General features: G+C 59.2%; 27 protein-coding genes. 9 read left to right on the forward strand and 18 right to left on the reverse strand.

Annotated elements, in window-relative coordinates:
• Window positions 1-87: 87 nt before the first annotated feature.
• From ACP7AP_RS17155 to ACP7AP_RS17175, 5 genes are read right to left on the reverse strand one after another with little or no spacing between them, the layout of a single operon-like run.
• Window positions 88-375, reverse strand: coding sequence for a hypothetical protein (locus ACP7AP_RS17155; protein ID WP_426035984.1), 288 nt, complete (start codon window positions 373-375; stop codon window positions 88-90).
• Window positions 375-587: a hypothetical protein gene (locus tag ACP7AP_RS17160; protein ID WP_426035986.1), complete on the reverse strand. Its 213-nt coding sequence runs from the start codon at window positions 585-587 to the stop codon at window positions 375-377. The genes ACP7AP_RS17155 and ACP7AP_RS17160 overlap by 1 nt, the downstream gene beginning before the upstream one ends.
• A gap of 49 nt (window positions 588-636) precedes the next feature.
• Complete coding sequence (locus ACP7AP_RS17165; RefSeq protein ID WP_426035987.1) at window positions 637-987, reverse strand: hypothetical protein; 351 nt, start codon at window positions 985-987, stop codon at window positions 637-639.
• A complete protein-coding gene (locus ACP7AP_RS17170; protein WP_426035989.1) occupies window positions 987-1,199 on the reverse strand; it encodes a hypothetical protein in 213 nt (70 codons plus the stop codon). Before ACP7AP_RS17170 ends, ACP7AP_RS17165 begins: the two co-directional genes overlap by 1 nt.
• Before the next feature lie 32 nt (window positions 1,200-1,231).
• Window positions 1,232-1,393 carry an Arc family DNA-binding protein gene (locus tag ACP7AP_RS17175; RefSeq protein WP_426035991.1) on the reverse strand — a complete coding sequence of 54 codons (162 nt, stop codon included), beginning with the start codon at window positions 1,391-1,393 and terminating at the stop codon, window positions 1,232-1,234.
• A 100-nt stretch (window positions 1,394-1,493) separates the two neighbouring features.
• On the opposite strand from ACP7AP_RS17175, the gene ACP7AP_RS17180 reads away from it, so the two are divergent.
• The 3 genes from ACP7AP_RS17180 to ACP7AP_RS17190 are packed head-to-tail and all read left to right on the forward strand — an operon-like array spanning window position 1,494 to window position 2,181.
• A complete protein-coding gene (locus tag ACP7AP_RS17180; protein WP_426035993.1) occupies window positions 1,494-1,781 on the forward strand; it encodes an Arc family DNA-binding protein in 288 nt (95 codons plus the stop codon).
• Between the two features lie 51 nt (window positions 1,782-1,832).
• A complete protein-coding gene (locus ACP7AP_RS17185) occupies window positions 1,833-2,072 on the forward strand; it encodes a hypothetical protein (protein WP_426035995.1) in 240 nt (79 codons plus the stop codon).
• Window positions 2,059-2,181, forward strand: coding sequence for a hypothetical protein (locus ACP7AP_RS17190; RefSeq protein ID WP_426035997.1), 123 nt, complete (start codon window positions 2,059-2,061; stop codon window positions 2,179-2,181). The genes ACP7AP_RS17185 and ACP7AP_RS17190 overlap by 14 nt, the downstream gene beginning before the upstream one ends.
• Before the next feature lie 96 nt (window positions 2,182-2,277).
• On the opposite strand, the gene ACP7AP_RS17195 is transcribed toward ACP7AP_RS17190, so the two are convergent.
• From ACP7AP_RS17195 to ACP7AP_RS17240, 10 genes are all read right to left on the reverse strand, one after another.
• On the reverse strand, window positions 2,278-3,231 hold the full coding sequence (locus ACP7AP_RS17195) for a Mu-like prophage major head subunit gpT family protein (protein WP_426035999.1): 954 nt from the start codon (window positions 3,229-3,231) through the stop codon (window positions 2,278-2,280).
• On the reverse strand, window positions 3,210-3,788 hold the full coding sequence (locus ACP7AP_RS17200; protein ID WP_426036001.1) for a hypothetical protein: 579 nt from the start codon (window positions 3,786-3,788) through the stop codon (window positions 3,210-3,212). Before ACP7AP_RS17200 ends, ACP7AP_RS17195 begins: the two co-directional genes overlap by 22 nt.
• Window positions 3,785-4,405, reverse strand: a complete 621-nt coding sequence (locus ACP7AP_RS17205) for a head maturation protease, ClpP-related (protein ID WP_426036003.1) — start codon at window positions 4,403-4,405, stop codon at window positions 3,785-3,787. The genes ACP7AP_RS17200 and ACP7AP_RS17205 overlap by 4 nt, the downstream gene beginning before the upstream one ends.
• Window positions 4,402-4,962, reverse strand: coding sequence for a hypothetical protein (locus ACP7AP_RS17210; RefSeq protein ID WP_426036005.1), 561 nt, complete (start codon window positions 4,960-4,962; stop codon window positions 4,402-4,404). The genes ACP7AP_RS17205 and ACP7AP_RS17210 overlap by 4 nt, the downstream gene beginning before the upstream one ends.
• On the reverse strand, window positions 4,962-5,405 hold the full coding sequence (locus ACP7AP_RS17215) for a hypothetical protein (protein ID WP_426036007.1): 444 nt from the start codon (window positions 5,403-5,405) through the stop codon (window positions 4,962-4,964). The genes ACP7AP_RS17210 and ACP7AP_RS17215 overlap by 1 nt, the downstream gene beginning before the upstream one ends.
• Window positions 5,406-5,694: 289 nt before the next feature.
• Complete coding sequence (locus tag ACP7AP_RS17220) at window positions 5,695-6,882, reverse strand: AAA family ATPase (RefSeq protein WP_426036009.1); 1,188 nt, start codon at window positions 6,880-6,882, stop codon at window positions 5,695-5,697.
• On the reverse strand, window positions 6,879-7,379 hold the full coding sequence (locus tag ACP7AP_RS17225) for a hypothetical protein (protein WP_426036011.1): 501 nt from the start codon (window positions 7,377-7,379) through the stop codon (window positions 6,879-6,881). Before ACP7AP_RS17225 ends, ACP7AP_RS17220 begins: the two co-directional genes overlap by 4 nt.
• A 43-nt stretch (window positions 7,380-7,422) precedes the next feature.
• Complete coding sequence (locus ACP7AP_RS17230) at window positions 7,423-8,232, reverse strand: 3-methyl-2-oxobutanoate hydroxymethyltransferase (protein ID WP_426036013.1); 810 nt, start codon at window positions 8,230-8,232, stop codon at window positions 7,423-7,425.
• Window positions 8,233-8,547 (reverse strand): MocE family 2Fe-2S type ferredoxin, encoded by a 315-nt coding sequence (locus tag ACP7AP_RS17235; protein ID WP_426036015.1) that lies wholly within the window; start codon window positions 8,545-8,547, stop codon window positions 8,233-8,235.
• Window positions 8,548-8,550: 3 nt separating this feature from the next.
• Complete coding sequence (locus ACP7AP_RS17240) at window positions 8,551-9,639, reverse strand: fatty acid desaturase family protein (protein WP_426036017.1); 1,089 nt, start codon at window positions 9,637-9,639, stop codon at window positions 8,551-8,553.
• Window positions 9,640-9,773: 134 nt separating this feature from the next.
• Here ACP7AP_RS17240 and ACP7AP_RS17245 point away from each other — a divergent pair, with 134 nt between their 5' ends.
• The 5 genes from ACP7AP_RS17245 (at window position 9,774) to ACP7AP_RS17265 (ending at window position 14,753) form a co-directional block, all read left to right on the forward strand.
• Complete coding sequence (locus ACP7AP_RS17245; protein ID WP_426036018.1) at window positions 9,774-10,799, forward strand: LacI family DNA-binding transcriptional regulator; 1,026 nt, start codon at window positions 9,774-9,776, stop codon at window positions 10,797-10,799.
• 186 nt (window positions 10,800-10,985) lie between these two features.
• Window positions 10,986-11,792, forward strand: a complete 807-nt coding sequence (locus ACP7AP_RS17250) for a TIM barrel protein (protein ID WP_426036020.1) — start codon at window positions 10,986-10,988, stop codon at window positions 11,790-11,792.
• Window positions 11,793-11,873: 81 nt separating this feature from the next.
• Complete coding sequence (locus ACP7AP_RS17255; RefSeq protein WP_426036022.1) at window positions 11,874-12,815, forward strand: sugar ABC transporter substrate-binding protein; 942 nt, start codon at window positions 11,874-11,876, stop codon at window positions 12,813-12,815.
• Between the two features lie 109 nt (window positions 12,816-12,924).
• Entirely contained in the window at window positions 12,925-13,998 is a 1,074-nt protein-coding gene (locus tag ACP7AP_RS17260) for an ABC transporter permease (protein WP_426036024.1), read from the forward strand.
• Window positions 13,995-14,753, forward strand: a complete 759-nt coding sequence (locus tag ACP7AP_RS17265) for an ATP-binding cassette domain-containing protein (RefSeq protein ID WP_426036026.1) — start codon at window positions 13,995-13,997, stop codon at window positions 14,751-14,753. The genes ACP7AP_RS17260 and ACP7AP_RS17265 overlap by 4 nt, the downstream gene beginning before the upstream one ends.
• A gap of 230 nt (window positions 14,754-14,983) precedes the next feature.
• On the opposite strand, the gene ACP7AP_RS17270 is transcribed toward ACP7AP_RS17265, so the two are convergent.
• Window positions 14,984-16,183, reverse strand: a complete 1,200-nt coding sequence (locus ACP7AP_RS17270) for an MFS transporter (protein WP_426036028.1) — start codon at window positions 16,181-16,183, stop codon at window positions 14,984-14,986.
• 61 nt (window positions 16,184-16,244) lie between these two features.
• On the opposite strand from ACP7AP_RS17270, the gene ACP7AP_RS17275 reads away from it, so the two are divergent.
• Complete coding sequence (locus tag ACP7AP_RS17275; protein WP_426036030.1) at window positions 16,245-16,700, forward strand: MarR family winged helix-turn-helix transcriptional regulator; 456 nt, start codon at window positions 16,245-16,247, stop codon at window positions 16,698-16,700.
• 7 nt (window positions 16,701-16,707) lie between these two features.
• Here ACP7AP_RS17275 and ACP7AP_RS17280 read toward each other — a convergent pair whose 3' ends face one another.
• Both ACP7AP_RS17280 and ACP7AP_RS17285 read right to left on the reverse strand, forming a co-directional pair.
• Window positions 16,708-18,648, reverse strand: a complete 1,941-nt coding sequence (locus tag ACP7AP_RS17280) for a cation:proton antiporter (RefSeq protein ID WP_426036032.1) — start codon at window positions 18,646-18,648, stop codon at window positions 16,708-16,710.
• Between the two features lie 331 nt (window positions 18,649-18,979).
• The gene (locus tag ACP7AP_RS17285; RefSeq protein ID WP_426036034.1) at window positions 18,980-20,221 is read right to left on the reverse strand and encodes a mandelate racemase/muconate lactonizing enzyme family protein; all 1,242 of its coding nucleotides are present in this window, start codon (window positions 20,219-20,221) and stop codon (window positions 18,980-18,982) included.
• Window positions 20,222-20,229: the final 8 nt, after the last annotated feature.

Genomic DNA, 20,229 nt, shown 5'->3' on the forward strand with positions numbered 1-20,229 from the left:
CATCATTTGAACCCAACTAGCATTTGAATTAGGATGGTGTCAAGTGATGCCGTTTGTCTTCGGTCTTTCCCAGTCATAATCTTGCCTTCACCCGCGAACCTGATCGGCAGCGTTGAGATGGGCGCAGTAGCGTTCCACCGGGTCTGCGAGGGCATTGAAGATCTTGTGATCTTGGGCGCGCAGCCATTCTACCATGCTGGCGCGGCCTGCTTTGTCCATCTGCCGCAATGTCTGGAAAAACTCGAGCAAGGAATTTTCTGTGACTGCCAGCTGTGGCGTAACACTCGCAGGTAGGGCGGGTGGTTCGATCATCGAGGCCAGCGCAAGCACTGGCGCGGCTGTCAGCAGGGTGCGGCGCGTGAATTGGGTGCGCATCACATCACCCTCTCAATATCGCGGGAAATTTTGCGGGCTAACGGTACAGCGCTTGTTACCACCGCCCAGATCGGCGCGGACTTCGCGCCGCCCAGCTCTTGCAGGACGTCGAGCGCCTCGATCAGACCCTGCAGCTGCAGAGTGTGGGTGTGAATGTCGTGCAGCGTGGGTAACTGCGGGGCATTTTCCGGCGCAGGATTCGGCGCGGTCATTGCGCACCGCCTTCCGCTGGAAGCAACCGCTTCACATGGCGCAGGGCGTTCAAACCATTACACCTACCATTTCGGCAGCCTCCGCAATGATATGCTCCGTCGCGTCCAAGCCGCCCAGATCAGATGAAACCAGAATCCGCACGGCAAAATCGCGAGCTTCGACCATGGGCACCGCTTCAATGTGCCTTTCGGCTTCCATCATTTTGGCCCAAGCCGCATCTGCCTCGGCGCAATCAACGTCAAAACTGTTGAAGGTGGCGCGATGCCGCAACCAGTAGTGATACAGACGCATCATCTGCGAAGGCTGCGGCATAGGGCAAGAGTCACCGACCACGGGTGCAGCGCCCACAAATCCGGCGAGAACGCCCCCAAGGGCGCGGCGGGTAAATTGCGTTCCCATCACATCACCCGTTCCAGATCGGCGGCAAATTCGCGCGCCAGCGGTTCACTTGCCCGCGCAACGGCGAAAATCGGGCCGGATTCGCGGCCACCGAAGTCTTGCAGACCCACCAGTGCAGCAAACAAATCTGCGACAAGCATGGCGTTGAAGTGAACATCCTTGAGATTTGGCAAGCCGGGTTCGTTCCCCGGCGCGGGGTTCTGGTGGGGCATTGGTGTCTCCGTTGTTATTGGGTTTGCAGGTGTTATTGGGTTTGCAGGGCTTCGGTGCGGTTGCGGTCCATGAGCTCGCGGATCGCCCGGACAATCTCGCTATTCTGGCTTGCGCCGTTTTTCTCGGCTTCGGCCTTAAGCCAGGTCTTCAGATCGGGCGGTAGGCGAAGTTGGAGCGGTTTACGGTCGGTCATATAGTCACCATTGATGGCACGGTGCCTTATTGATGGCACGGTGCCTTCATTTCGTCAAGCAGATATATGTGGCACGGTGCCACAAAATTGGGGAATCGACGTGGCAACTTCGACGGGCCGTGAGAGTGAAAAGTTCGTAATCCGCCTTCCTGATGGAATGCGCGACCGCATCAAGGCATCCGCTGACGCGAACAACCGCAGCATGAACGCCGAAATAGTTTCGCGTCTTGAGGATTCGCTTGATGAAAAGCAAACCGCTGCAAGTCTCTCGATCAACATAGACTTAGCCGATCTGGGCAAGCCTGACATACAAGAGAAACTTCAGATGATTTCGGATCATCTCGACGCAGTGAAGGCAGCAGGGGCAACCGTTAGCCCCAAAAAATGAGCGGTTTAATGCAATGCCACGAAGCGAGACGTAGAATGAAAGGTGAAACCGATGCAGACGGCGCGTGATCCGCTGGGGAAGCACAACGAACGGGTGAAGCTGTTTGCCGGGTTCATCAACGCCGTGGGCCTTGGGCTGCTCGGCTTTGCCGTTTTGCGTCCCTTGTCCGAGAACATCAGCAACGCCTCACTGGCAACGCTTTGGTGGGGAATCACAGGACTCGCAATGCACGCGGTTTCGCACTATATTCTTGGATATCTGCGTAAGGAGGTGAAGCATGACCCTGTTTGAATTCATCGTTCCGGTGGTCGCACTGGTGGTTGCGGGCGTGGGCGTGCTGGCCTTGCGCCGAGAAGCCAAGTCGCTGGACGATCAGAACCGCCACCGCCCGGCAGAATAGCACGTCACCCCCCACCAACGATCACTGCTTAACGCCAAGCATGAAGAAGCCGGGCAGGTTTTCCCGCCAGGCCCTTGCCGCCCCTCCTGTGCGCGTTTACGCGCCTTGGGTGCGATACCAGCTCGAGCGCACGAATGCCGCCGCCAGAGGCCATTGGACGCGCCAGGTCATCCCGAAATCCGGCCAAGCGTCGCGCGCCTCGACTTGCTGCGAATCCATGCCTTCCATCGTGATCAGCGCTAAGCCATCGGTCGTGGCCGGATCGGGCAACACATACCAATGATAGGTCGCCGTTCCGACAAGGCCGGGGTCTGAAACCACCTGAAGATTGCCCGCGAATGGGTTGGCGTCAGATGACTTTGCAGCAGTGATCTGGGCAATGATCTGCTCGGCTTCGGTTTGTTTTTCCGGGGGCACCAGAATGATGTATGGCGTTACCGGACGCGCGGCTTTGCGGCTGTCAACAAACCGCTGCATTGCCGTGCGCGCTGCGCCCAGACTTGTCACCGTGATCGCCGCTGCCGCGCCCGCGATGTTGGCGTGGCCCGCAGAAAACACAAGGTTTCCGTCTGCCATCGCCGCGTTGCCGGTGATCGCCGCTGCCAAGACACTGCGCTGCGATTCCTGCGCCGCGTCCAGTAGCGCCTTGGCAATCGCAATCTCTGGGTCATAACCACCTGATGCGGCATTCGTCAGCGGTTCTTCGGTCGCGCGGAAGGCACCGGCATAGCGATCAGGTGCCGGCACAGTTTCGCCGGATGTGTCAATCGTGCGGAACTTCACATCGCCGACTTCCATCACTTTTGACAGCGAGCTTGCAGCCGATGCGTTGGGCATCTTGCGCGCGCGCCAATCGCTTGCCGTGATCTTGCTGGCACAAAGTGCCAGACCAACCGGAGCCTGCTCGAGGGCGCGGCCAATCAAGATCTGGACTGAACCGCCCGCGATGGTGGGAAAGTCCGAAGTCGTATGCGAGCCGGACATGTAAGCAATCTTGCCCGTCACCCGTCCGGTCACGAGTGCTTCCATCATATCGGCTTCGCTGCGCATCTGAGCGCCGCTTTGCTTCGCCCACTGGCGCGCATGGTCCAGCGTGTTGGGGCCCACAACTCCCTGCCCACGGTAGGCTCATGCTTGAGGCCCATCATGGGCGCAATCGCAGCAGCGCGAGCGTCTGTAATTTTGTGAGCCATCGCTGCCGAACTTTCCCAGGATTGACCGACTGTGTATTGGGCGCTGCGGGGAACCGGCTGTTTTGCATCCTCAGCGGCAAGGTAAGCCATCAGGACTTCCCCAGCCAGAGCGGTGGGATCTGCGGGCGTTCCGCCTTTGGTGCCCGTCTCAGTGCCGTTGACCTTGGCAAGAAATTCATCTGTCAACTTGATCAGAGTCGCGTCATCGACGTTCCGCGCAAGCGGCGTGGTCGCCATTAACACCACCCCAGCAATCGCCGCCTCGGCCTGAATGGCGGTCATGCCATGCGCCGCAGCTCCTTCGGCAAACGCTTCCATCAGCGCAGGTTTCAGATCGGCCTTTGCGGCCACCAGCCGCATTTGTGCCAGGGTTCGCGCCGGGACATGCCCGGTCTTATTCAGAATCACGTTCATACCTTCAATCCATATTTGGGTTCGAGCGATGCGGTCGCCCAGCCGTTTTTCAATGCCTGCACCACCAGGTGCGGCGGTGCAGCTTTGAATTTGCGATAGTCGAAAGCCGCGGCGGCAACAGCCGCGTCCTTCACTGCCGGTGCAATCGCATCGGCGAAGTTAAGGGCCACCGCTTCTTCTGCGGTAAGCCAGGTTTCTTCGGCCATCCATGCCGACACGCGAGCCACTGGATTGCCAGTCGCGCGGGAATAAATCGCGGCATAAACCGCAGTCATCTTTTCCAGAGTTGCGGCCATCGCGCGCATGTCACCAGACGTGCCGAAGGCAAGCGCGCCGGGTTCGTGGATCATCACCAGGGCCGAGTCCGCGATCAGCACCTGCTTTGCGCCCAGCATCGCCAGAGAGGCCGCACTTGCCGCAACACCCTGCACAAGCGCCGTGGCGTTGCCGTGCCGCTCGAGCGCCGCAAAGATCGCCGCGCCTTCGGTCGCGATGCCACCAAAGCTGTTTATAAAAACGTTGATCGGGCCGGGGTTCGCATCGCAGAACGCGCCGATCGAGGCATCGGTTGCGCTGTCGAGGCCAATTTCGCCGGTAAGGTCAAAGCGCGGATTCACTGCATCACCGCGCCTGTGATATCTGCCGCGAAGTCGGCCTTGGGCGGCAATTCAGCCACCCGCTTCGCAGCAGCTTCGCAACATTCCGCCGCAACGCGCCCGCCAAAGACCGATGTTATTTGCGTGACAATTTCCGCGTGCATGACGGAAAGTATTTCAGTCACCGACAAGCCGTTTACGCCCATCAGGTGCCGCATTGCATGGTGAAGTTCTGCCACTACCGTGGCGCACACTCTTTCGTCAGGGGTCATCCCAGGATCCATTTTTCTCTCCAATTTGTTGGGGGTCGGAAGGTAAGATTGATCAAATTCAGCGCCACGCCACCCACGGTGGCACAGGCCGCGCTGTTTCGGGGTTTTCCCACTCGCCGAATAACGGGGGTGATTTTGTGCCCTGCACATAGCCCACTCTGCCAATTTTTTTGATTTGGCACCAATGATATCAAGGCCAACAACAGCAACATCGACAGCAAGGTGGTAAAAAAATACCCCACACCGATGTAACGGGGTGCGAATTACCCGTGTGCAGAGTTTGCCTACGAAGGACCCGAGCGCCATTATCTGCGCCCCGCCATTGTCCCGACGGGAAAGCCAGGAACATTTAACTCGCGCGCCAACTCGCCCAGCATGGCGACTTCGGCAATGTCGCGCTCTTGCGCCTCTGTGCGGCCCGCGACCACTAGACGCGGCATGGCGTAGGTTCCTCTGCCTTCGCTGTCGATGCCAACCGCAAGCCATGCTTTATCCAAGGATGCAAAGATGACATCAGGCACAGATTGGAAGGGGAAAGCATTCGCCACCGCGTTGCCAATCTGGATCACCACCGGCTCACCGCCTTGGCGCAGCATCGAGGCGAAGGCACCCTCGAGCGCCTTGGTGGCACGAGCATCCTTGATCCGCCCCAATGCCCCGGCCTTGCTGTAGCCCAAGCACGATGCAGCCATCAGCACCGACAGAGCTTCGGCATTCGCTGCGAGTTTCCTTCGAGCACTTCTATTCATCGCCAGAACTCCCCAGCACCAGACAGACCAAACGATTTCGGGCGTATCCCGGAGGTGGGAAGGGGAACCCCCCTTAAAGGGGGTTTCCCCTTTCCCCCCAAGTGTCCGGAACACATAACGCCGTGCCGTGCTGTCCGGACATAACCGGACAAGGCACATTCTTTGACATTGTTGTTAATTGTCAGTTGGTTATGTGGAAACCGGACAGACCGGACAGGACCGAACAGACGCTTGCTGTCCGGTGCATCGGACAGACCGGACAGGACCGGACAAGTGAGTGCTGTCCGGTTCATTTCTGCACCACCCAAGCGTTATCATCCCGCACTAAAACAAGCCGCTTCGCCTCAAGATCGGTGCGGGCGCGCAGGAATACCCTGCTCGTGCCTTCCCGGTCTTTTCCGGTAGAAATGGCCCCCTCAGCGAGACAGGCTTCACGCCACGCGGCCAGAGGCACACAAGGCGTTCCGGGATAGCTGGTGTGGCGGATAACCTCGCCACCCTCAGCAACCATCTTGTCGAGGATGCCAACAGCTTTCTGCGCTGCATCCGACAGTACCACCCGGCCCGCCTGTGCGGAATCCGTCGGCTCGACAAGACAGGTCGTCACCGGGTCGCCATCGCTATCCCGGCCAAGTTCGACTTGGCGAAGGCAATAGGCAAACCTGTAGCCGGTCGGCCCATCACGTTGCTTTGTCACTTCCGCAGTAATGACCCCTGTTGCGTCATCCCGCGAAAGTTCAATCTCAATGTCGATTGCAGCGCGCAGCGAGGAATGGCCCCGCGCGCCGCGTCCCGCATCCTTGCCAGTGTGATGCACGATCAGGACATGCGCGCCGGTGGCACGCCGGATATGGTCGAGGTTGTAAACCAGATCGGCAATATCGGGCGCGGCGTTTTCATCATTGCCACCCATGACGCGGCTCAGCGTGTCGAGGATGATCAGATCAAATTTCCCGCCGCCTGTCGCAGCGAGGTGCTGCATCATTTCCGAAAGCGCTGCCGCCGCGCTGTCTTTTCCGGTCAGGGTCAAAGGCACCTGCAAAACCCAGAATGCAGGATCTTGCAGCGCCGCCACCCGGTTGGCAAAGGTCGTGCCACCCTCGGCCGCAAGATACAGGACCCGACCCGCGTTCACGCGGCGGCCGCCCCATTGCAGCCCCTTGGCGATGTGGTGTGCCAGGTCCAGGGCAAGGAAGCTCTTGCCCACGTTTGACGGCCCGTAGATCACCGACACGGCGCCACGGTCTAGCCATCCTTTCACCAGATAGTCGCGATCAACCGAAGCCTCAAAGTCGCCAGACCAAACCGCAGCTGCCAGCAACGCCTTGGCGCGCGGCCTCAGCTGGTCGCCACCAGCGCGCAAGGGTGTAACGCTCGCAGATGTTGCCTGGAGATTTGTGCGCTGCCGGTCCAGATCATCGTGCAAATTTACGTCCTGGGCGTGATGCAGCGCGGCCCTTACATCTTCCAAGCTCATGCCGCCCTCGATTGCTGGACGTAGGCGAGGAAGGCCGCTTGATTGCGGGGCGTCATGCTGGTGAAACAGGCCAGCGTGTAGGCTTTCAATTCATTCTGAGTTGACACACTGGCCCAAAACCAAGCCTCATCCATCACGCTAAACAGCGGCGCAATCGGCATGCCGATGGAAAGATCCTCGAAGGCCACTGCCATGATTTCGCAGGCGTCGGCACGGTTGCAAGCGAGAATTGCATGGCACAAAGCAGTCGCGGTTTCGTGGTTCCTGATGCGAGCTTTTCCGGCAAATGCCTGTTCGCTTGGAAAAGCCTTGGTTGAGATTAGGACGCTGGTGTTTTCCTCCGCGAGGGCGGTTTTTGAGTTGGAACCGTTGTTGCTAAGGTCTTGATTTGTCTTGACCTGCGGCCTTGGAACTTTTCCGTCAAACCCGTTGTTATCACGCCAATCGCGGATAACTTCCGGAGTCGCCATATCTCTGCCGAACAGCAAAACGCCCACCGTGTGACGCGGTGGGCATTTGCATTTTGGGCCAAGGCAGCCGCTAGTGGAAGGCCTGGTCCTGCCGCTCCAGCCACGCCCGAAACGCCGCCACCACATCGGCGTCGCTGTCGACCATATACTGTGGCGCAGGATAGGCTCCGCCATGCACATCGCTGGCAAACGCCGTCATCGCCGCAATCCGCAACTGTTGCAACCGCGCGTGTTCGCTGGCGAAATCGGCGTAGCGCTTGGCATGGCGCGGCACATGGCCGCTCGTTTGCCCCAGCACATCATCACTGAACAAATACTGCGCATGGCCCGCTGGCCCCGCCCCCATCGAGATCAGGAACAGCCCGGTTTTGGCGGCAATCGCCTCGGTGATCGAATGTGGCACCACTTCGATTTCCACCGCAAACGCCCCCGCCGCCTCCAAAGCCTTGCACTGCTGATAGACCAGTTGCGCCGAGGCCAAGGTCTTGCCCACCGCCTTGAAACCGCCCGTCCATGTGCGCTTTGACGGGATCAGCCCGACATGGCCACAGACCGGCAAGCCGTGATCCGCCATCGCTTTAACTGTCTGCAAAGACCCCGAGCAATAAAACCCATCCGCCCCGGCCTTGAACAGCGGAAACGCCCATTTCAGGAAATCCGCCGTATCACCGATCTCGTAGAAATTATCGCCCGGAAAGGCGAAGGCATTTGGCGCAGCATCGCGAAACTGCCGATCATGGATCATCGCAGGCGGGATTGACAACAGTTCAACCCCGGCCTTCTCGGCGGCCTCCGCTTCCTCCAACGTCTCCACCCGCAGCATGGCAAATTGATGCTTGCCGCGCTGATCCAGCAAATCCTTCACCGTCAAACGCGCCATTCAAGCCACCTGAATGAAGACGCGCGCGGCCTCAACCTTCACCGGATAGGTTTTGAGGTTAATGCAAACGGGCGCACGTTTTGCCTCGCCAGTGCGGTAATCAAACTGGCCGTTGTGTTTGGGACATTCGATGACATAATCCATCACCAGCCCGTCCGCCAAATGCACCTCCTCATGGGTACATTTGCCCGCTGTGGCGTAAAACTTGCCATCCGGCGCGTGGTAAATCGCATAAGTAGCCCCGCCATGATCGAAGCGGATCAGATCCTCCGCGTCGATGTCATCGGTGGCACAAGCGTCAATCCATTGGGTCATCATCTACTCCGCAGCAGTCTGGGCGGCACCAAGTGCGGCCAGGTGGAAATCTTCACGGTAAGGTTTGGCGCTGGCGGGCAAGCTGCGCTTCAGGAAATAATCCTCATGGGCCAACTGGCGGCGCAGTGCGGGCCACATTTCACGAAACGCCTGCGCAATCGAGGTATTCGGGGCAGGCAGGTCATGCTTGATCGCGTCGTGCAGCCGGGGCAGCGCATGATAGGGCACCATCGGGAACATGTGATGCTCGACATGATAATTCATGTTCCAATAGATGAAGCGGCTGACCGGGTTCATATACACCGTGCGCGAATTCAGCCGGTGATCAATCACATTGTCGGCCAACCCGCCGTGCTGCAACAGCCCGGTCATCACATGATGCCACGCGCCATAAAGCCGGGGCAGGCCGATCACCATCAACGGCAGAATGGACCCCATCCAGAGCGCCAAAGCCAAAGTCGCGCCATAAATCGCCGTCGAAATCCGCGCCACCCGCACCACTTTCGGCCATTCGCTTTGCGGCACGAAGGTCTTCTCGGCTGGATGCACGCCGATGAACGCATTATACAGCATGCGCGGGAAGAACGCCGCCACATCCGGTATCCCGAAGAACCCGGCGATCACCTTGGCAAACACCACCGGTCGCATGATCGCAATTTCCGGGTCACGCCCGACGATATAGGTGTCGGTGTGGTGGCGCGCATGGCTCCAGCGCCAGGTCGCCGAATTGCGCATGATCATGAAACTGGCGATTTCAAACACCAGATTGTTCATCCAAGGTGTTTTGAACGCGGTGCCGTGACCACATTCATGCCAACGGCTGTCAGACGCCGAGCCATACAGCACTCCATAAGCCAGCCAGAACGGCGCGCTGTACCACGACGGCCACAGATAAATCCCGATCCCGGCGAAGGCGATCATCAGCCCATACAGCAACACCGTATCCCGGATCGCCGGGCTGTCCGAGCGTTGCATCAACGCCTTCATCTCTTTGCGCGGCACCTCGGTGTGATACCACTCCGCCGCCGCAAGCCCAGTCGCAACCGCCCGCGCCCCATCCGGGCCCAGCAGTGAATAATCGCGCTTTGTCATAGCAGCCCCTCTCCGACCAGTTCTACGGATAAGATAGAAGATATATTCCATTTTCTCCAAGCCACCTCTGGCATTTCTCATCATATCTCGTCAGAATACCCATATCGGTGATGGAAATTCATCAGGGGGATGCGATGAAACGTTTGGGCATGGCAGATTTGGCGCGCGCGGCGGGGGTTTCCATCGCCACAGTAGACCGCGTGCTGAACGGACGCGAGCCGGTGCGCGAAGACACCCGCGCCCAGATCATTGCCGCAGCCGAGCGCATCGGCCACCCCGCCGCCCGTCGCTTTTCCCCGCGATCCGTTGATCTGCGCGAAATCCGCTTTGGCGTCGTGCTGCACAAACAGGGGCAGGATTTCTACAAAGCTTTCGCCGAGGCTCTGCATCGCGCCGTGGCGCAGGCTCCGGGCGTGCAGGGGCGTCTGGTGTTGGAGTTTTCCAGCAGCCAAGCCCCCGGAGAAATGGCCGCCGCCCTGCGCGCCATGGCGGGGCGTTGTGATGTCTTGGCCGCCACCGCCGTTAATCACCCCGAAGTCACAGCAGCGGTCGAGGAACTTTCCAGCAAAGGTCTTGCAGTGTTTTCCCTGCTGTCAGACTTCGCCCAAGGTGCCCGCGCGGGCTACTTGGGGCTGAATAACCTGAAAGTCGGCCGCACGGCGGCTTGGTTCATGCACCAAACCGCCCGAAAACCCGGTGTGATGGCACTGTTTGTCGGTGGCCACCGCTGGCATGGCCATGAGCTGCGTGAGACCGGATTTCGCGGTTATCTGCGCGAATGTGCGCCGCATCTGACGGTTCTCGAAACGCTGGTTAACCTTGAGACCCGCCAGTTGACCTATGAGGCCACCCTCAACCTGCTGGCCCGTCAACCCGATTTGCGCGGCATTTATGTCGCCGGTGGTGGCATGGAGGGCGCGATTGCGGCGCTGCGCGAAGCCCGGCCTGCGGGCGATGTGGCGCTGGTGGTTTCTGCCCTCACCCCTGACTCGCGCGCAGGTCTGGCCGAGGGGCTGATCACGTTGACAGTGGATACGCCCTTAGAAAAACTCTGCCGCGATCTGATGGGCATCATGACCCGCGCCGCCACTGAAGGCCGTGGCCCCGGCGGCCTGCAGCATTTCCTGCCGCCCGATCTGCACATCGCCGAGTCGGTCTAACCACGCGCTTGGCCGGGTATTTCGCGGCGCATCACAAATCCTTCGCAACGAATCTCGTCAAAACACATCAGGCTATGGACGCCTAAATAGAACCTTCCGACGAATTTTACCTTGAAATAGAATATCAATTCCACGACAGTGTCAGAACGGACCCGAGCAGCGGCTCTGAGTCGAGGATTTCGCAGAATGTTGCCTTTCGCGCTGAACCATATGACCACCCCGAAACTGGGCTGGTTGGCCTTCCTTGATCTCGCACAGTCTTTGGGCTGTGTGGGCGTCGAATTTCGCAATGATTTCAAAACCTCGCTGTTTGACGGTGCGGACCCCGCCGAGGTGGGCAAAGCCGCCAAAGCGCGCGGCTTGCGTATTCTGGCGCTTGCCGAGGTGAAAATGTTCAACGACTGGTCCGACGCCAAACGCGCCGAGGCCGAAGCCCTTATGAAAATCGCCAGGGCCTGCGGGGCCGAAGCCATCAGCCTGATCCCGCGCAACGACAATGTGGCGACCTCGCGCGCAGACAGCCGCCAAGTCACCGAGCGCGCCTTAAGCGCTTTGCTGCCGATGCTGCAATCTTACGGCCTGAAAGCCATGGTCGAACCGCTGGGCTTTGAAGTGTGCAGCCTGCGCTACAAAGACATTCTCGCCGAAGTCATCGAAGCCGTCGGCGGCAAAGGCACCTACTACATCGTGCATGACACCTTCCACCACGCCCTTGCAGGCGGTGGTCCGATTTACCCGGATCTGACCGGAATCGTGCATGTGTCGGGCGTCAAGGACAGCATTTACCTGGGCGACATGCGTGACCCGCACCGCGTTCTGGTCGATGCCGATGACCTGTTGGGCAATGTCGCCCAAATCCGCGCCCTGCGTGCCGCTGGCTACACGGGTGCCATCAGCTACGAACCCTTTGCGCCGCAAGTGCACGATCTGGCTAACCCCAAATTGGCACTCGCGGCATCTATGGAATTCATCCGCGCAGGCATAGCTGCCTGACCCGGACAGAATACCGCCCTTGGGAGAGGGCGGTCCGGCCAAAAACGGTGTGCCGGACACCGACTTGTGGAGGAGAGACACATGAAAAAGACCCTTTTGACCGCTGGCTTCATCGCCCTGATGGGCACTTCGGCTATGGCGGACGGCATCGGCGTGTCGATGGCGAAGTTTGACGACAACTTCCTGACCGTGCTGCGCAACGGCATGGATGCCAAAGCCAAGGAACTGGGCGTCGGGCTGCAAATCGAAGACGCGCAGAACGATGTCGCCAAGCAGTTGGACCAGATCAACAACTTCGTAGCCTCCGGCGTCTCGGCGATCATCGTGAATCCGGTCGACACCTCGGCGACCCAAGCCATGTCTGACGCTGCCGCTGCTGCCAACATCCCGCTGGTCTATGTCAACCGCGAGCCGGTGAACGTCGCGACCTTGCCCGATAACCAAGCTTTCGTGGCTTCCAACGAAGTCGACTCTGGCACCTTGGAAACCAAGGAAGTTTGCCGTCTGTTCAAAGAAGCTGGCAAGACCGAAGCCAGCATCTATGTCATCATGGGCGAGCTTTCCAACCAAGCCGCAGTGCAGCGCACCAAAGACATCCACGACGTGATCGGCGGCCCGGATTGCGGCGTGAAGATCACCATCATCGCCGAGCAAACCTCGAACTGGTCGCGGGACGAGGCGCAAAACCTGATGACCAACTGGTTGTCGACGGGCACCGCCTTTGACGGTGTGATCGCCAACAACGACGAATCTGCGATCGGCGCTATTCAGGCCTTGAAAGCGGCCAACGTCGATATGGCGTCGGTTGTCGTGGCGGGCATTGATGCCACCCAAGACGCATTGGCCGCGATGCAAGCCGGAGAATTGGACGCAACTGTGTTCCAAGACGCGGCAGGGCAGGGCGCAGGTGCTTTGGACGCTGCGATCAAGCTGTCGAAGGGCGAAGCGGTTGAGCAGAAAGTCTATATCCCGTTCCAACTGGTGACTCCGGCAAACATCGGTGACTTCCTCGCCAAGAACTGATCCCTGACGGGAAAGAGGGGCGATATCGCCAAGGTATCGCCCTTTGTCCGCATCCGCGCCGGGAAACGCGGGGGATAGTTTTCATCTGACAAATTGGGGAGAGAAGCCCGTGGCAGAGCCTGCGCATGGCCTTGGTGGCCTGAAATACGATCCATCGAAGAAAGCCCGCCCGCAAGAGTTGAACGTGTTCATCGCGTTCCTGATCATCGTCGCGGCGTTTGAAGTGCTTGGCCGCCTGATCATCGGCGAAAGCTTTTTGTTCAACACCCGCGAGGGCACCACGGGCCTGTTCAACACCCAACGCCTGTCGATCATCATCCTGCAAGTCGCCACCGTCGGCATCATCGCCATTGGTGTGACGCAAGTGATCATCACCGGCGGCATTGATCTGTCCTCCGGCTCGGTCGTTGGCGCCACCGCCATGGTCGCGATGAGTTTCGCGCAAACCGCTTTGGTCAACGGCAACCCCAACCCGAAGGCGATCTTTGGCGATTGGGCAATGGATTTGCCGATCCTCATTCCTATTCTTGTCGGACTAACCTGCGGCCTGATCGCGGGCCTGATCAACGGCGCATTGATCGCCTATACCAAAATCCCGCCCTTCATCGCCACCCTCGGCATGATGGTCTCGGCCCGAGGTTTCGCGCGTTGGTGGTCCACCGGCAACCCGATTTCCTTCCCCACCGAAAGCTATAACGCCATCGGTTCCGGGATGCGCCCGGTGTTTATCTTCATCGCCTTGGCCGTGCTGTTCCATCTGATCATGACCTATACCAAATATGGCAAACACTCCTATGCCATTGGGTCTAATGAACAAGCCACCCGGATGTCCGGCATCAACGTCGATCGCCACAAGGTGCTGGTCTATGTCATCGCGGCCATGCTGGCCTCGATTGCCGCCATCGTGGTGTCGTCGAAAGGCCAGACCGCGCAGGCGAACATGGGGGTGATGTATGAACTCGACGCCATCGCCATGGCGGTGATCGGCGGCATATCCCTGCAAGGCGGGCGCGGCTCGATCATCGGCACGGTGATTGGCGCGCTGATTTTCGGGGTGATCATCTCGGGCTTCACCTTCCTGAAACTCGACGCCTATTACCAAGAAATGGTAAAAGGCGCGATCATCGTCGGCGCGGTTGTGCTGGATCAATGGCGGCAAAAAAGCCGGGGGGCACGGGCATGAGCGAATTTATCCTGGAAGCCCGTGGCCTCACCAAACGCTACGGCGGCGTGCACGCGCTGGAAGACGCCAATTTCAACCTGCGCCACGGTGAACATGTGGCTGTGGTCGGCGACAACGGTGCCGGCAAATCCACCTTCGTGCGCCAGATCACCGCCGTGGAGCAACGCAGCGCCGGCGACGTAATTTTCGACGGCCAGCCCGTGAATTTCGCTGGCCCCCTACAGGCCCGCGAGTCCGGCATTGAAACCGTGTTCCAAACCCTCGCCTTGGCCGATGACCTCGACGTGCCGTCCAACCTCTTTCTGGGCCGTGAGTTGTTCAAGCTGAAACTTGGCCCGTTCTCAATCCTCGACCGCAAGGCGATGCGCGAGAAAACTCTGGAGGCTTTGAAGACCACCGCCGTTAAAATCCCTAATGTCGATAACCCGATCCGCAACATGTCGGGCGGCCAGCGCCAATGCGTATCTATCGCCCGCACGGCGGCGTTTGCGTCAAAACTGGTGATCATGGACGAACCGACGGCGGCGCTGGGCGTGCAGGAAACCGCTCAGGTGGAAAATATCATCCGTGGCCTGAAAGCCCGCGGCGTGCCGCTGATCCTTGTGTCGCACAACCTGCGGCAAGTCTTCGATCTGGTGGACCGCATCGTGGTGTTCCGTCGCGGTCGTATCGTCGCCTCCCTGCGACGCGATGAAACCGATGGCAACGACATCGTCAGCTACATCACCGGTGTCAAAGGCGGTGTTGAGGTGTAGCAAGTTGGGTCTGGTCGGGAATAGCAAACTCTCCAGTGGAGAGTTTGCCCCGGCCAAGTCGAAACGCCTCGGTAAACCGCATCAACCATCACGACAGAGGACAGCGCCTGACCTGGCGGGCGAGAAGCGCCTGCCATGGGCAGGGCAGGGCAGGCGCTGTCCGGTGGCTTTGGCCACCGGGGTTCGGGTTGAAACGCTCCGCCTTGGCAGGTGCAAAGCTCCCGCCAAATTCAAGCCATAACCACCTCACCCCCGCGCGCAAAAGGCCGGAACGTCATCGCCACCGCAAAAGCCGCCAGCCCCAATGCGAAACAGGTGATGTAAAGCCCGCCATAACTGCCCGTCCGGTCAAAAATCCAACCGCCCAGCACTGGCCCCGTCGCCATCCCCAAACTGCCCGCCATCCCGGTGCCGCCCATGATCGTCCCCATCATCTTCATCGGAAAATTCTCGCGCACCAGCACGGAATACAGCGGCATGATCCCGGCATAAATGAAGCCAAACAGCGCCGCTATCGCGTAAAATTGCCCCAAATCGCGGGCAAAGAAATACCCCAGCGCGCCGAACGCCTGCACCAACAGCCCCGCCACCAGCACGCGTTTCGCGCCAAAGCGATCCCCCATCACGCCAAAACCAATCCGCCCGAACATCCCCGCGATGCCTTCGACCGAGTAAATCGACACCGCTGCCAGCGCCGCAATGCCGCAAATCTCGGCATAGCTGACGGTGTGAAAAATCGGCCCGGAATGGGTGGCGCAGCAAAAGAAATTCGTCAAAACCAGCACGATGAACTGCGGCGAGCGCACCGCCCCCCGCACCGTCATCGCTGTATCCGGCGCATCCACGCCCTGCACGAATTCCTGCACCGGAGGCCGCTTCAACAGCAACGCCAGCGGCAAAGTCACCCCCGCCACCACCCCCGCCAGGATCATCAGCACCATGCGCCAATCGTAACTCTGCACCAGCCACGCGGCCAAAGGCGACATCGTCACCGGAGCCATCCCCATCCCCGCCGACACCAGCGACACCGCCAACGACCGTTGCGTGCTAAACCACCCCGTCACCGTCGCCATCATCGGTGCGAAAAACGCCGCCACCGAGCCACCGACCAGCACGCCGAAAATCAACTGAAATGCCAGCAAAGACGGCGCATGACCCGCCAGCCACAAACTGACCGAGAACAAAGCCGCCCCCGCCATCACCACGGGCCTAGCGCCAAACCGATCCGACAGCGCTCCCCAAACCATTGCCATCGCCGCCATCGACAAGAACGCAAAGGTCATCGCCGCTGATATGCCCGTCCGCGACCAGCCCGTCGCCGCGACCATCGGCGTCAGCAACACCGGCAGCGAGAACAACGCCCCCATCGCCACGCACCCCATCACCCCGCCTGCGGCCACGATCACCCAGCGATATCCTGAATCTGCCATGTTAGCCTCCTGCGACAACCCGCCGCTTGCCTCGCTCCATTTAGTTTGATATCAATATAAAATGCAAAAATCAAGCCTCCCCATCGAAACCGTGCTGCAAATCCACGACCAATGCCTGTGCCTTGCCGCCCAACGCGCGGCCCGCAAGTTGGCGCGCCGATTTGACCGCCTGTTCGCGCCTTTGGGCCTGACCAACGGCCAATTCTCGATGCTGGTGGCCCTCAGCGGCCAATGGCAACCGCGCTTGGGCGAACTCGCAGAATTTCTGGCGATGGATGCCACCACCATGACGGCCGCCGCGAAAACCCTTGAGAAACGCGGCTTGCTCCAGCTTGTCCCCGATCAAACCGACGCCCGCGCCCGTCGCCCGGTGCTGACCGAGGCCGGGCGGGTTCTTGTCGGGCAAGCGGCCCCACTGTGGCGCGCCGAGCATGACAAGCTTCACGCCGAACTGGCCGAAACCCAAGCGTCAACCGATCCCAAAGCCTTGGCACAGCTTTTGTCGCAGCTTGGTTGAACGGGGTTTAGCCGGAAACTTTCTCTGCTTCTACATTTTCCAAGGGCGGTTCCGATCGTTCTTCCAGCCCACCACGCTCGGCACCCGGCAAAAGTGTTTCAAACGCGGGTTTGCCCAGAATCTCGGCGAATTTCACGATCAGTTTCTGCTCTACCTGAGCACTCAACTCCCGCGCCCGCGCCACATAAGCCGCGTTTTCAAAGTTTGGAATCTTCGGATCATAATGATCGGCCATCGCGCGCATGATTTTCTGATCCGCCACATGATAGACCTGCCGCATCGCTTCGGCCTGCTCGGGGGTAGCCCCCAAAACCTCGAACGCCGAACGCCCCATGCGGATCGAGCTGTCATAGGTTTCGCGGATAATATCGCGGCAGCCCGCCGCCCACAGATCATAAACATGGTTACGATCAACCGCCCGCGCGATCACATGCAGGTTCGGATAAGCCGCCACCGCATGGCGCACCATTTCGGTGATCTGGTCGCGGTCATCAATCGCAATCACCAGAAGTTTCGCCTCGGCTATCCCCGCCGAATGTAGCATATCAGGGCGTGAGGCATCGCCGAAATATGCCTTGATGCCAAATTTAGACATCATTTCCAACTGCTTGCTGCTGAAGTCGATCACCGTGGTATGATACCCCGCCGCCCGCAGCATGCGGTTGACCAAACCGCCCACACGCCCGCAGCCCGCAATGATGATATGGCTTGGATCAGTGATTTCATCCGCCGCCCGCTCACCTGTTTCGGCAAAGCGGGGGGCGATGACCTTGTCGTAAAAGATGAATAGCCCCGGCGTCAGCAGCATCGACAAAGCCACGATCAGCAGCAACTTATCGGCAATCTCAGGCGGCAACACGGCAGAGGATACCATCAGCGAGATCAGCACAAAGCCGAACTCGCCCGCCTGCGCCAAGGCCAGCCCGAACAGCCACTTATCCGCCGCAGCCAATTTGAAGATCCGCCCCAGCACCAGCAAAACCAGCACCTTCACCGCGATCAGCCCAAGCGTCAGCGCCAAAATCTGCCCTAAATTGTCCCACAGCAGCGCAAAATTCACCCCCGCGCCGACGGTCATGAAGAACAGCCCCAACAGCAGCGCCTTGAACGGGTTGATGTCGGATTCCAACTCATGCCGATACTCAGAATTGGCCAACACCACGCCCGCCAAAAATGTCCCCAATGCCGGCGACAACCCCACCAGCGTCATCAGCAAGGCAATGCCAATCACCATCATCAACGCCGTCGCGGTGAACAACTCATGCAACTGCGCCGAGGCCACAAACTGGAACACTGGCCGCGTCAGATAACTGCCGCCCAGCACCACACCGATGACTGCCGCGACATTGACCAGCGCCACCTGCCAACCGTTCATCCCCGCCACCAAGGTGAAAGCTTCGGCATGATCGGTGACACTATGACTGCCCTGCAATTCCGGCAAGGCCAGCAGCGGGATCAGCGCCAGCATCGGGATCACAGCGATATCCTGCGTCAACAATACCGCGAAACTGGCTTGGCCCGCATCGCTTTTCATCAAGCCCTTTTCGCCCAAGCTTTGCAAAACAATCGCGGTGGAAGACAGCGAAAAAACCAGCCTGACCGCCAAAGCCACCGACCAAACCAGCCCGACCGCCATCGCCACCGCCATCACCGCCATCACGGTCAAGGCCACCTGCCCACCGCCCAAACCCAACAGCCGCGCCCGCATTTCCCACAGGTTTTTCGGCTCCAACTCCAGCCCGACCAGAAACAGCATCATCACCACGCCGAACTCGCCGAAATGCTGGATCGAGACCAGATCCACCTGCAAAACAGCCAAAACCGGGCTGATCAAAATTCCCGCGATCAGATAGCCCAGCACCGAGCCCAAGCCCAACCGCGCCGCAATCGGCACCGCAAACACCCCAGCGACAAGAAAGATGAAAGCCAGCAACAGAAAATCGGTCATGTTCAAATCCTTATGGGGTGCTGTGTTTTACGCGAAAACCCCCACCCCCAACAGCCGATTTTTAAGAAAAATCGTGGCCCCGCCACATCAGAGCCACTTGCGCGCCCAAGCGACTTACATCTGGATCATCGGGCGCAAAAACAGCAGCAAAGCTATGTTCTGAGCAGGTCGTATCAGGCAAAATTAGATACAATTTTATCTACTTACAGATTTTACCACAACATATTGTGGATTTCGGTGATAAATTTCTGCGAAAACACAAGTCATTCCCAGCTGGGAAAAAACGCGGCGCGCGCCATAAGCGCCGCGTCCTCGGCAGCAGCAACCCGTTTTAGTCCAAAGTCGGTGCAGGCGCGCCGCCTTCAAATCTATTGCCATGACGATAATCACAAGGCGCTTCCTGCATCTGCAAATGCAGGCTTGTCCCGGTGTAAGGATGCGCTCGTGCGACATCCTCATCGAACTCGATCCCCAAACCCGGAGCCGTCGGCGGCAGGATATAGCCATCCTCCCACTTCAAGCTGTTCTTGATCAGCTTCAGATGAAATTCGCCGCCGGTCTGGATCGTCTCGGCCATCAGGATATTCGGGATCGACACCGCGAAATGCACATTCGCCGCCCATTCCACCGGGCCCGCATATAAATGCGGTGCCATCTCGGCGTTATAAACCTCGGCCATCGCGGCGATCTTCTTGGCCTCCCAGATGCCGCCAACCCGTCCCAGCGCGGGTTGCAAAATCTTCACCCCGCCATGGCGCAGCAGCGCGCCAAACTCGGCCTTCGTCGTCAACCGCTCCCCGGTGGCGAGGGGCACCCGCACCGACCGCGCCACTTCGGCGAACTCGGCAAGGTTATCCGGCGGGATCGGTTCTTCATACCACAGCGGATTATACGGCTCAATCGCCACCCCCAACCGGATCGCCCCCGGCGTGGTGAATTGCCCATGCGTGCCGAACAACAGATCAGCCTTATCGCCCACCGCTTCCCGAATTTTCTTACAGAATTCAACGGATCGCGAAATATCCGACATCGCAGGCTCATGCCCGCCGCGAATGGTATAGGGGCCAGCCGGATCAAACTTAACGGCAGTGAACCCCTGTTTCACACAACGCGCCGCAGCCTCGGCGGCCATATCCGGGTTCACCCAAAAATCGGCAGGGATCTCGCCAGCTTCAGGATAAAGATAGGTATACGACCGCACCTTTTCATTCATCATCCCGCCGAGCAGCGCCCAAACCGGACGATCCCGAGCTTTGCCCAAGATATCCCAACAGGCAATCTCCAACCCCGAAAACGCCCCCATTACCGTAGGATCAGGCCGCTGCGTGAAGCCTGAAGAATAAGCGCGCCGATACATCAACTCGATATTCTCGGGGTTCTCGCCCAGCATATGCCGCTCGAACACATCCTCAATCACCGCCCCCATCGCGCGCGGGCCAACGGTTGAGGCATAGCACTCGCCATAGCCGACAATGCCGTTATCTGTGGTCAGCTTGACAAACGTCCAATACCGCCCGCCCCAGCCGGGGCTTGGTGGTGCCACAGTGAAAATCTCAAGATCGCGCAGCTTCATAAAGCACC

It is taken from the genome of Cypionkella sp. TWP1-2-1b2 (genome assembly GCF_049896245.1).
GTDB lineage: Bacteria > Pseudomonadota > Alphaproteobacteria > Rhodobacterales > Rhodobacteraceae > Cypionkella.

Bases quoted from the DNA above. Each gene is read 5' to 3' on its own strand.
- ACP7AP_RS17155 (WP_426035984.1), bottom strand. From the start codon at position 375: ATGCGCACCCAATTCACGCGCCGCACCCTGCTGACAGCCGCGCCAGTG.
- ACP7AP_RS17160 (WP_426035986.1), bottom strand. From the start codon at position 587: ATGACCGCGCCGAATCCTGCGCCGGAAAATGCCCCGCAGTTACCCACG.
- ACP7AP_RS17165 (WP_426035987.1), bottom strand. From the start codon at position 987: ATGGGAACGCAATTTACCCGCCGCGCCCTTGGGGGCGTTCTCGCCGGA.
- ACP7AP_RS17170 (WP_426035989.1), bottom strand. From the start codon at position 1,199: ATGCCCCACCAGAACCCCGCGCCGGGGAACGAACCCGGCTTGCCAAAT.
- ACP7AP_RS17175 (WP_426035991.1), bottom strand. From the start codon at position 1,393: ATGACCGACCGTAAACCGCTCCAACTTCGCCTACCGCCCGATCTGAAG.
- ACP7AP_RS17185 (WP_426035995.1), top strand. From the start codon at position 1,833: ATGCAGACGGCGCGTGATCCGCTGGGGAAGCACAACGAACGGGTGAAG.
- ACP7AP_RS17190 (WP_426035997.1), top strand. From the start codon at position 2,059: ATGACCCTGTTTGAATTCATCGTTCCGGTGGTCGCACTGGTGGTTGCG.
- ACP7AP_RS17195 (WP_426035999.1), bottom strand. From the start codon at position 3,231: ATGCGCAGCGAAGCCGATATGATGGAAGCACTCGTGACCGGACGGGTG.
- ACP7AP_RS17200 (WP_426036001.1), bottom strand. From the start codon at position 3,788: ATGAACGTGATTCTGAATAAGACCGGGCATGTCCCGGCGCGAACCCTG.
- ACP7AP_RS17210 (WP_426036005.1), bottom strand. From the start codon at position 4,962: ATGGCGCTCGGGTCCTTCGTAGGCAAACTCTGCACACGGGTAATTCGC.
- ACP7AP_RS17215 (WP_426036007.1), bottom strand. From the start codon at position 5,405: ATGAATAGAAGTGCTCGAAGGAAACTCGCAGCGAATGCCGAAGCTCTG.
- ACP7AP_RS17220 (WP_426036009.1), bottom strand. From the start codon at position 6,882: ATGAGCTTGGAAGATGTAAGGGCCGCGCTGCATCACGCCCAGGACGTA.
- ACP7AP_RS17230 (WP_426036013.1), bottom strand. From the start codon at position 8,232: ATGGCGCGTTTGACGGTGAAGGATTTGCTGGATCAGCGCGGCAAGCAT.
- ACP7AP_RS17235 (WP_426036015.1), bottom strand. From the start codon at position 8,547: ATGACCCAATGGATTGACGCTTGTGCCACCGATGACATCGACGCGGAG.
- ACP7AP_RS17240 (WP_426036017.1), bottom strand. From the start codon at position 9,639: ATGACAAAGCGCGATTATTCACTGCTGGGCCCGGATGGGGCGCGGGCG.
- ACP7AP_RS17245 (WP_426036018.1), top strand. From the start codon at position 9,774: ATGAAACGTTTGGGCATGGCAGATTTGGCGCGCGCGGCGGGGGTTTCC.
- ACP7AP_RS17250 (WP_426036020.1), top strand. From the start codon at position 10,986: ATGTTGCCTTTCGCGCTGAACCATATGACCACCCCGAAACTGGGCTGG.
- ACP7AP_RS17255 (WP_426036022.1), top strand. From the start codon at position 11,874: ATGAAAAAGACCCTTTTGACCGCTGGCTTCATCGCCCTGATGGGCACT.
- ACP7AP_RS17265 (WP_426036026.1), top strand. From the start codon at position 13,995: ATGAGCGAATTTATCCTGGAAGCCCGTGGCCTCACCAAACGCTACGGC.
- ACP7AP_RS17270 (WP_426036028.1), bottom strand. From the start codon at position 16,183: ATGGCAGATTCAGGATATCGCTGGGTGATCGTGGCCGCAGGCGGGGTG.
- ACP7AP_RS17275 (WP_426036030.1), top strand. From the start codon at position 16,245: ATGCAAAAATCAAGCCTCCCCATCGAAACCGTGCTGCAAATCCACGAC.
- ACP7AP_RS17280 (WP_426036032.1), bottom strand. From the start codon at position 18,648: ATGACCGATTTTCTGTTGCTGGCTTTCATCTTTCTTGTCGCTGGGGTG.
- ACP7AP_RS17285 (WP_426036034.1), bottom strand. From the start codon at position 20,221: ATGAAGCTGCGCGATCTTGAGATTTTCACTGTGGCACCACCAAGCCCC.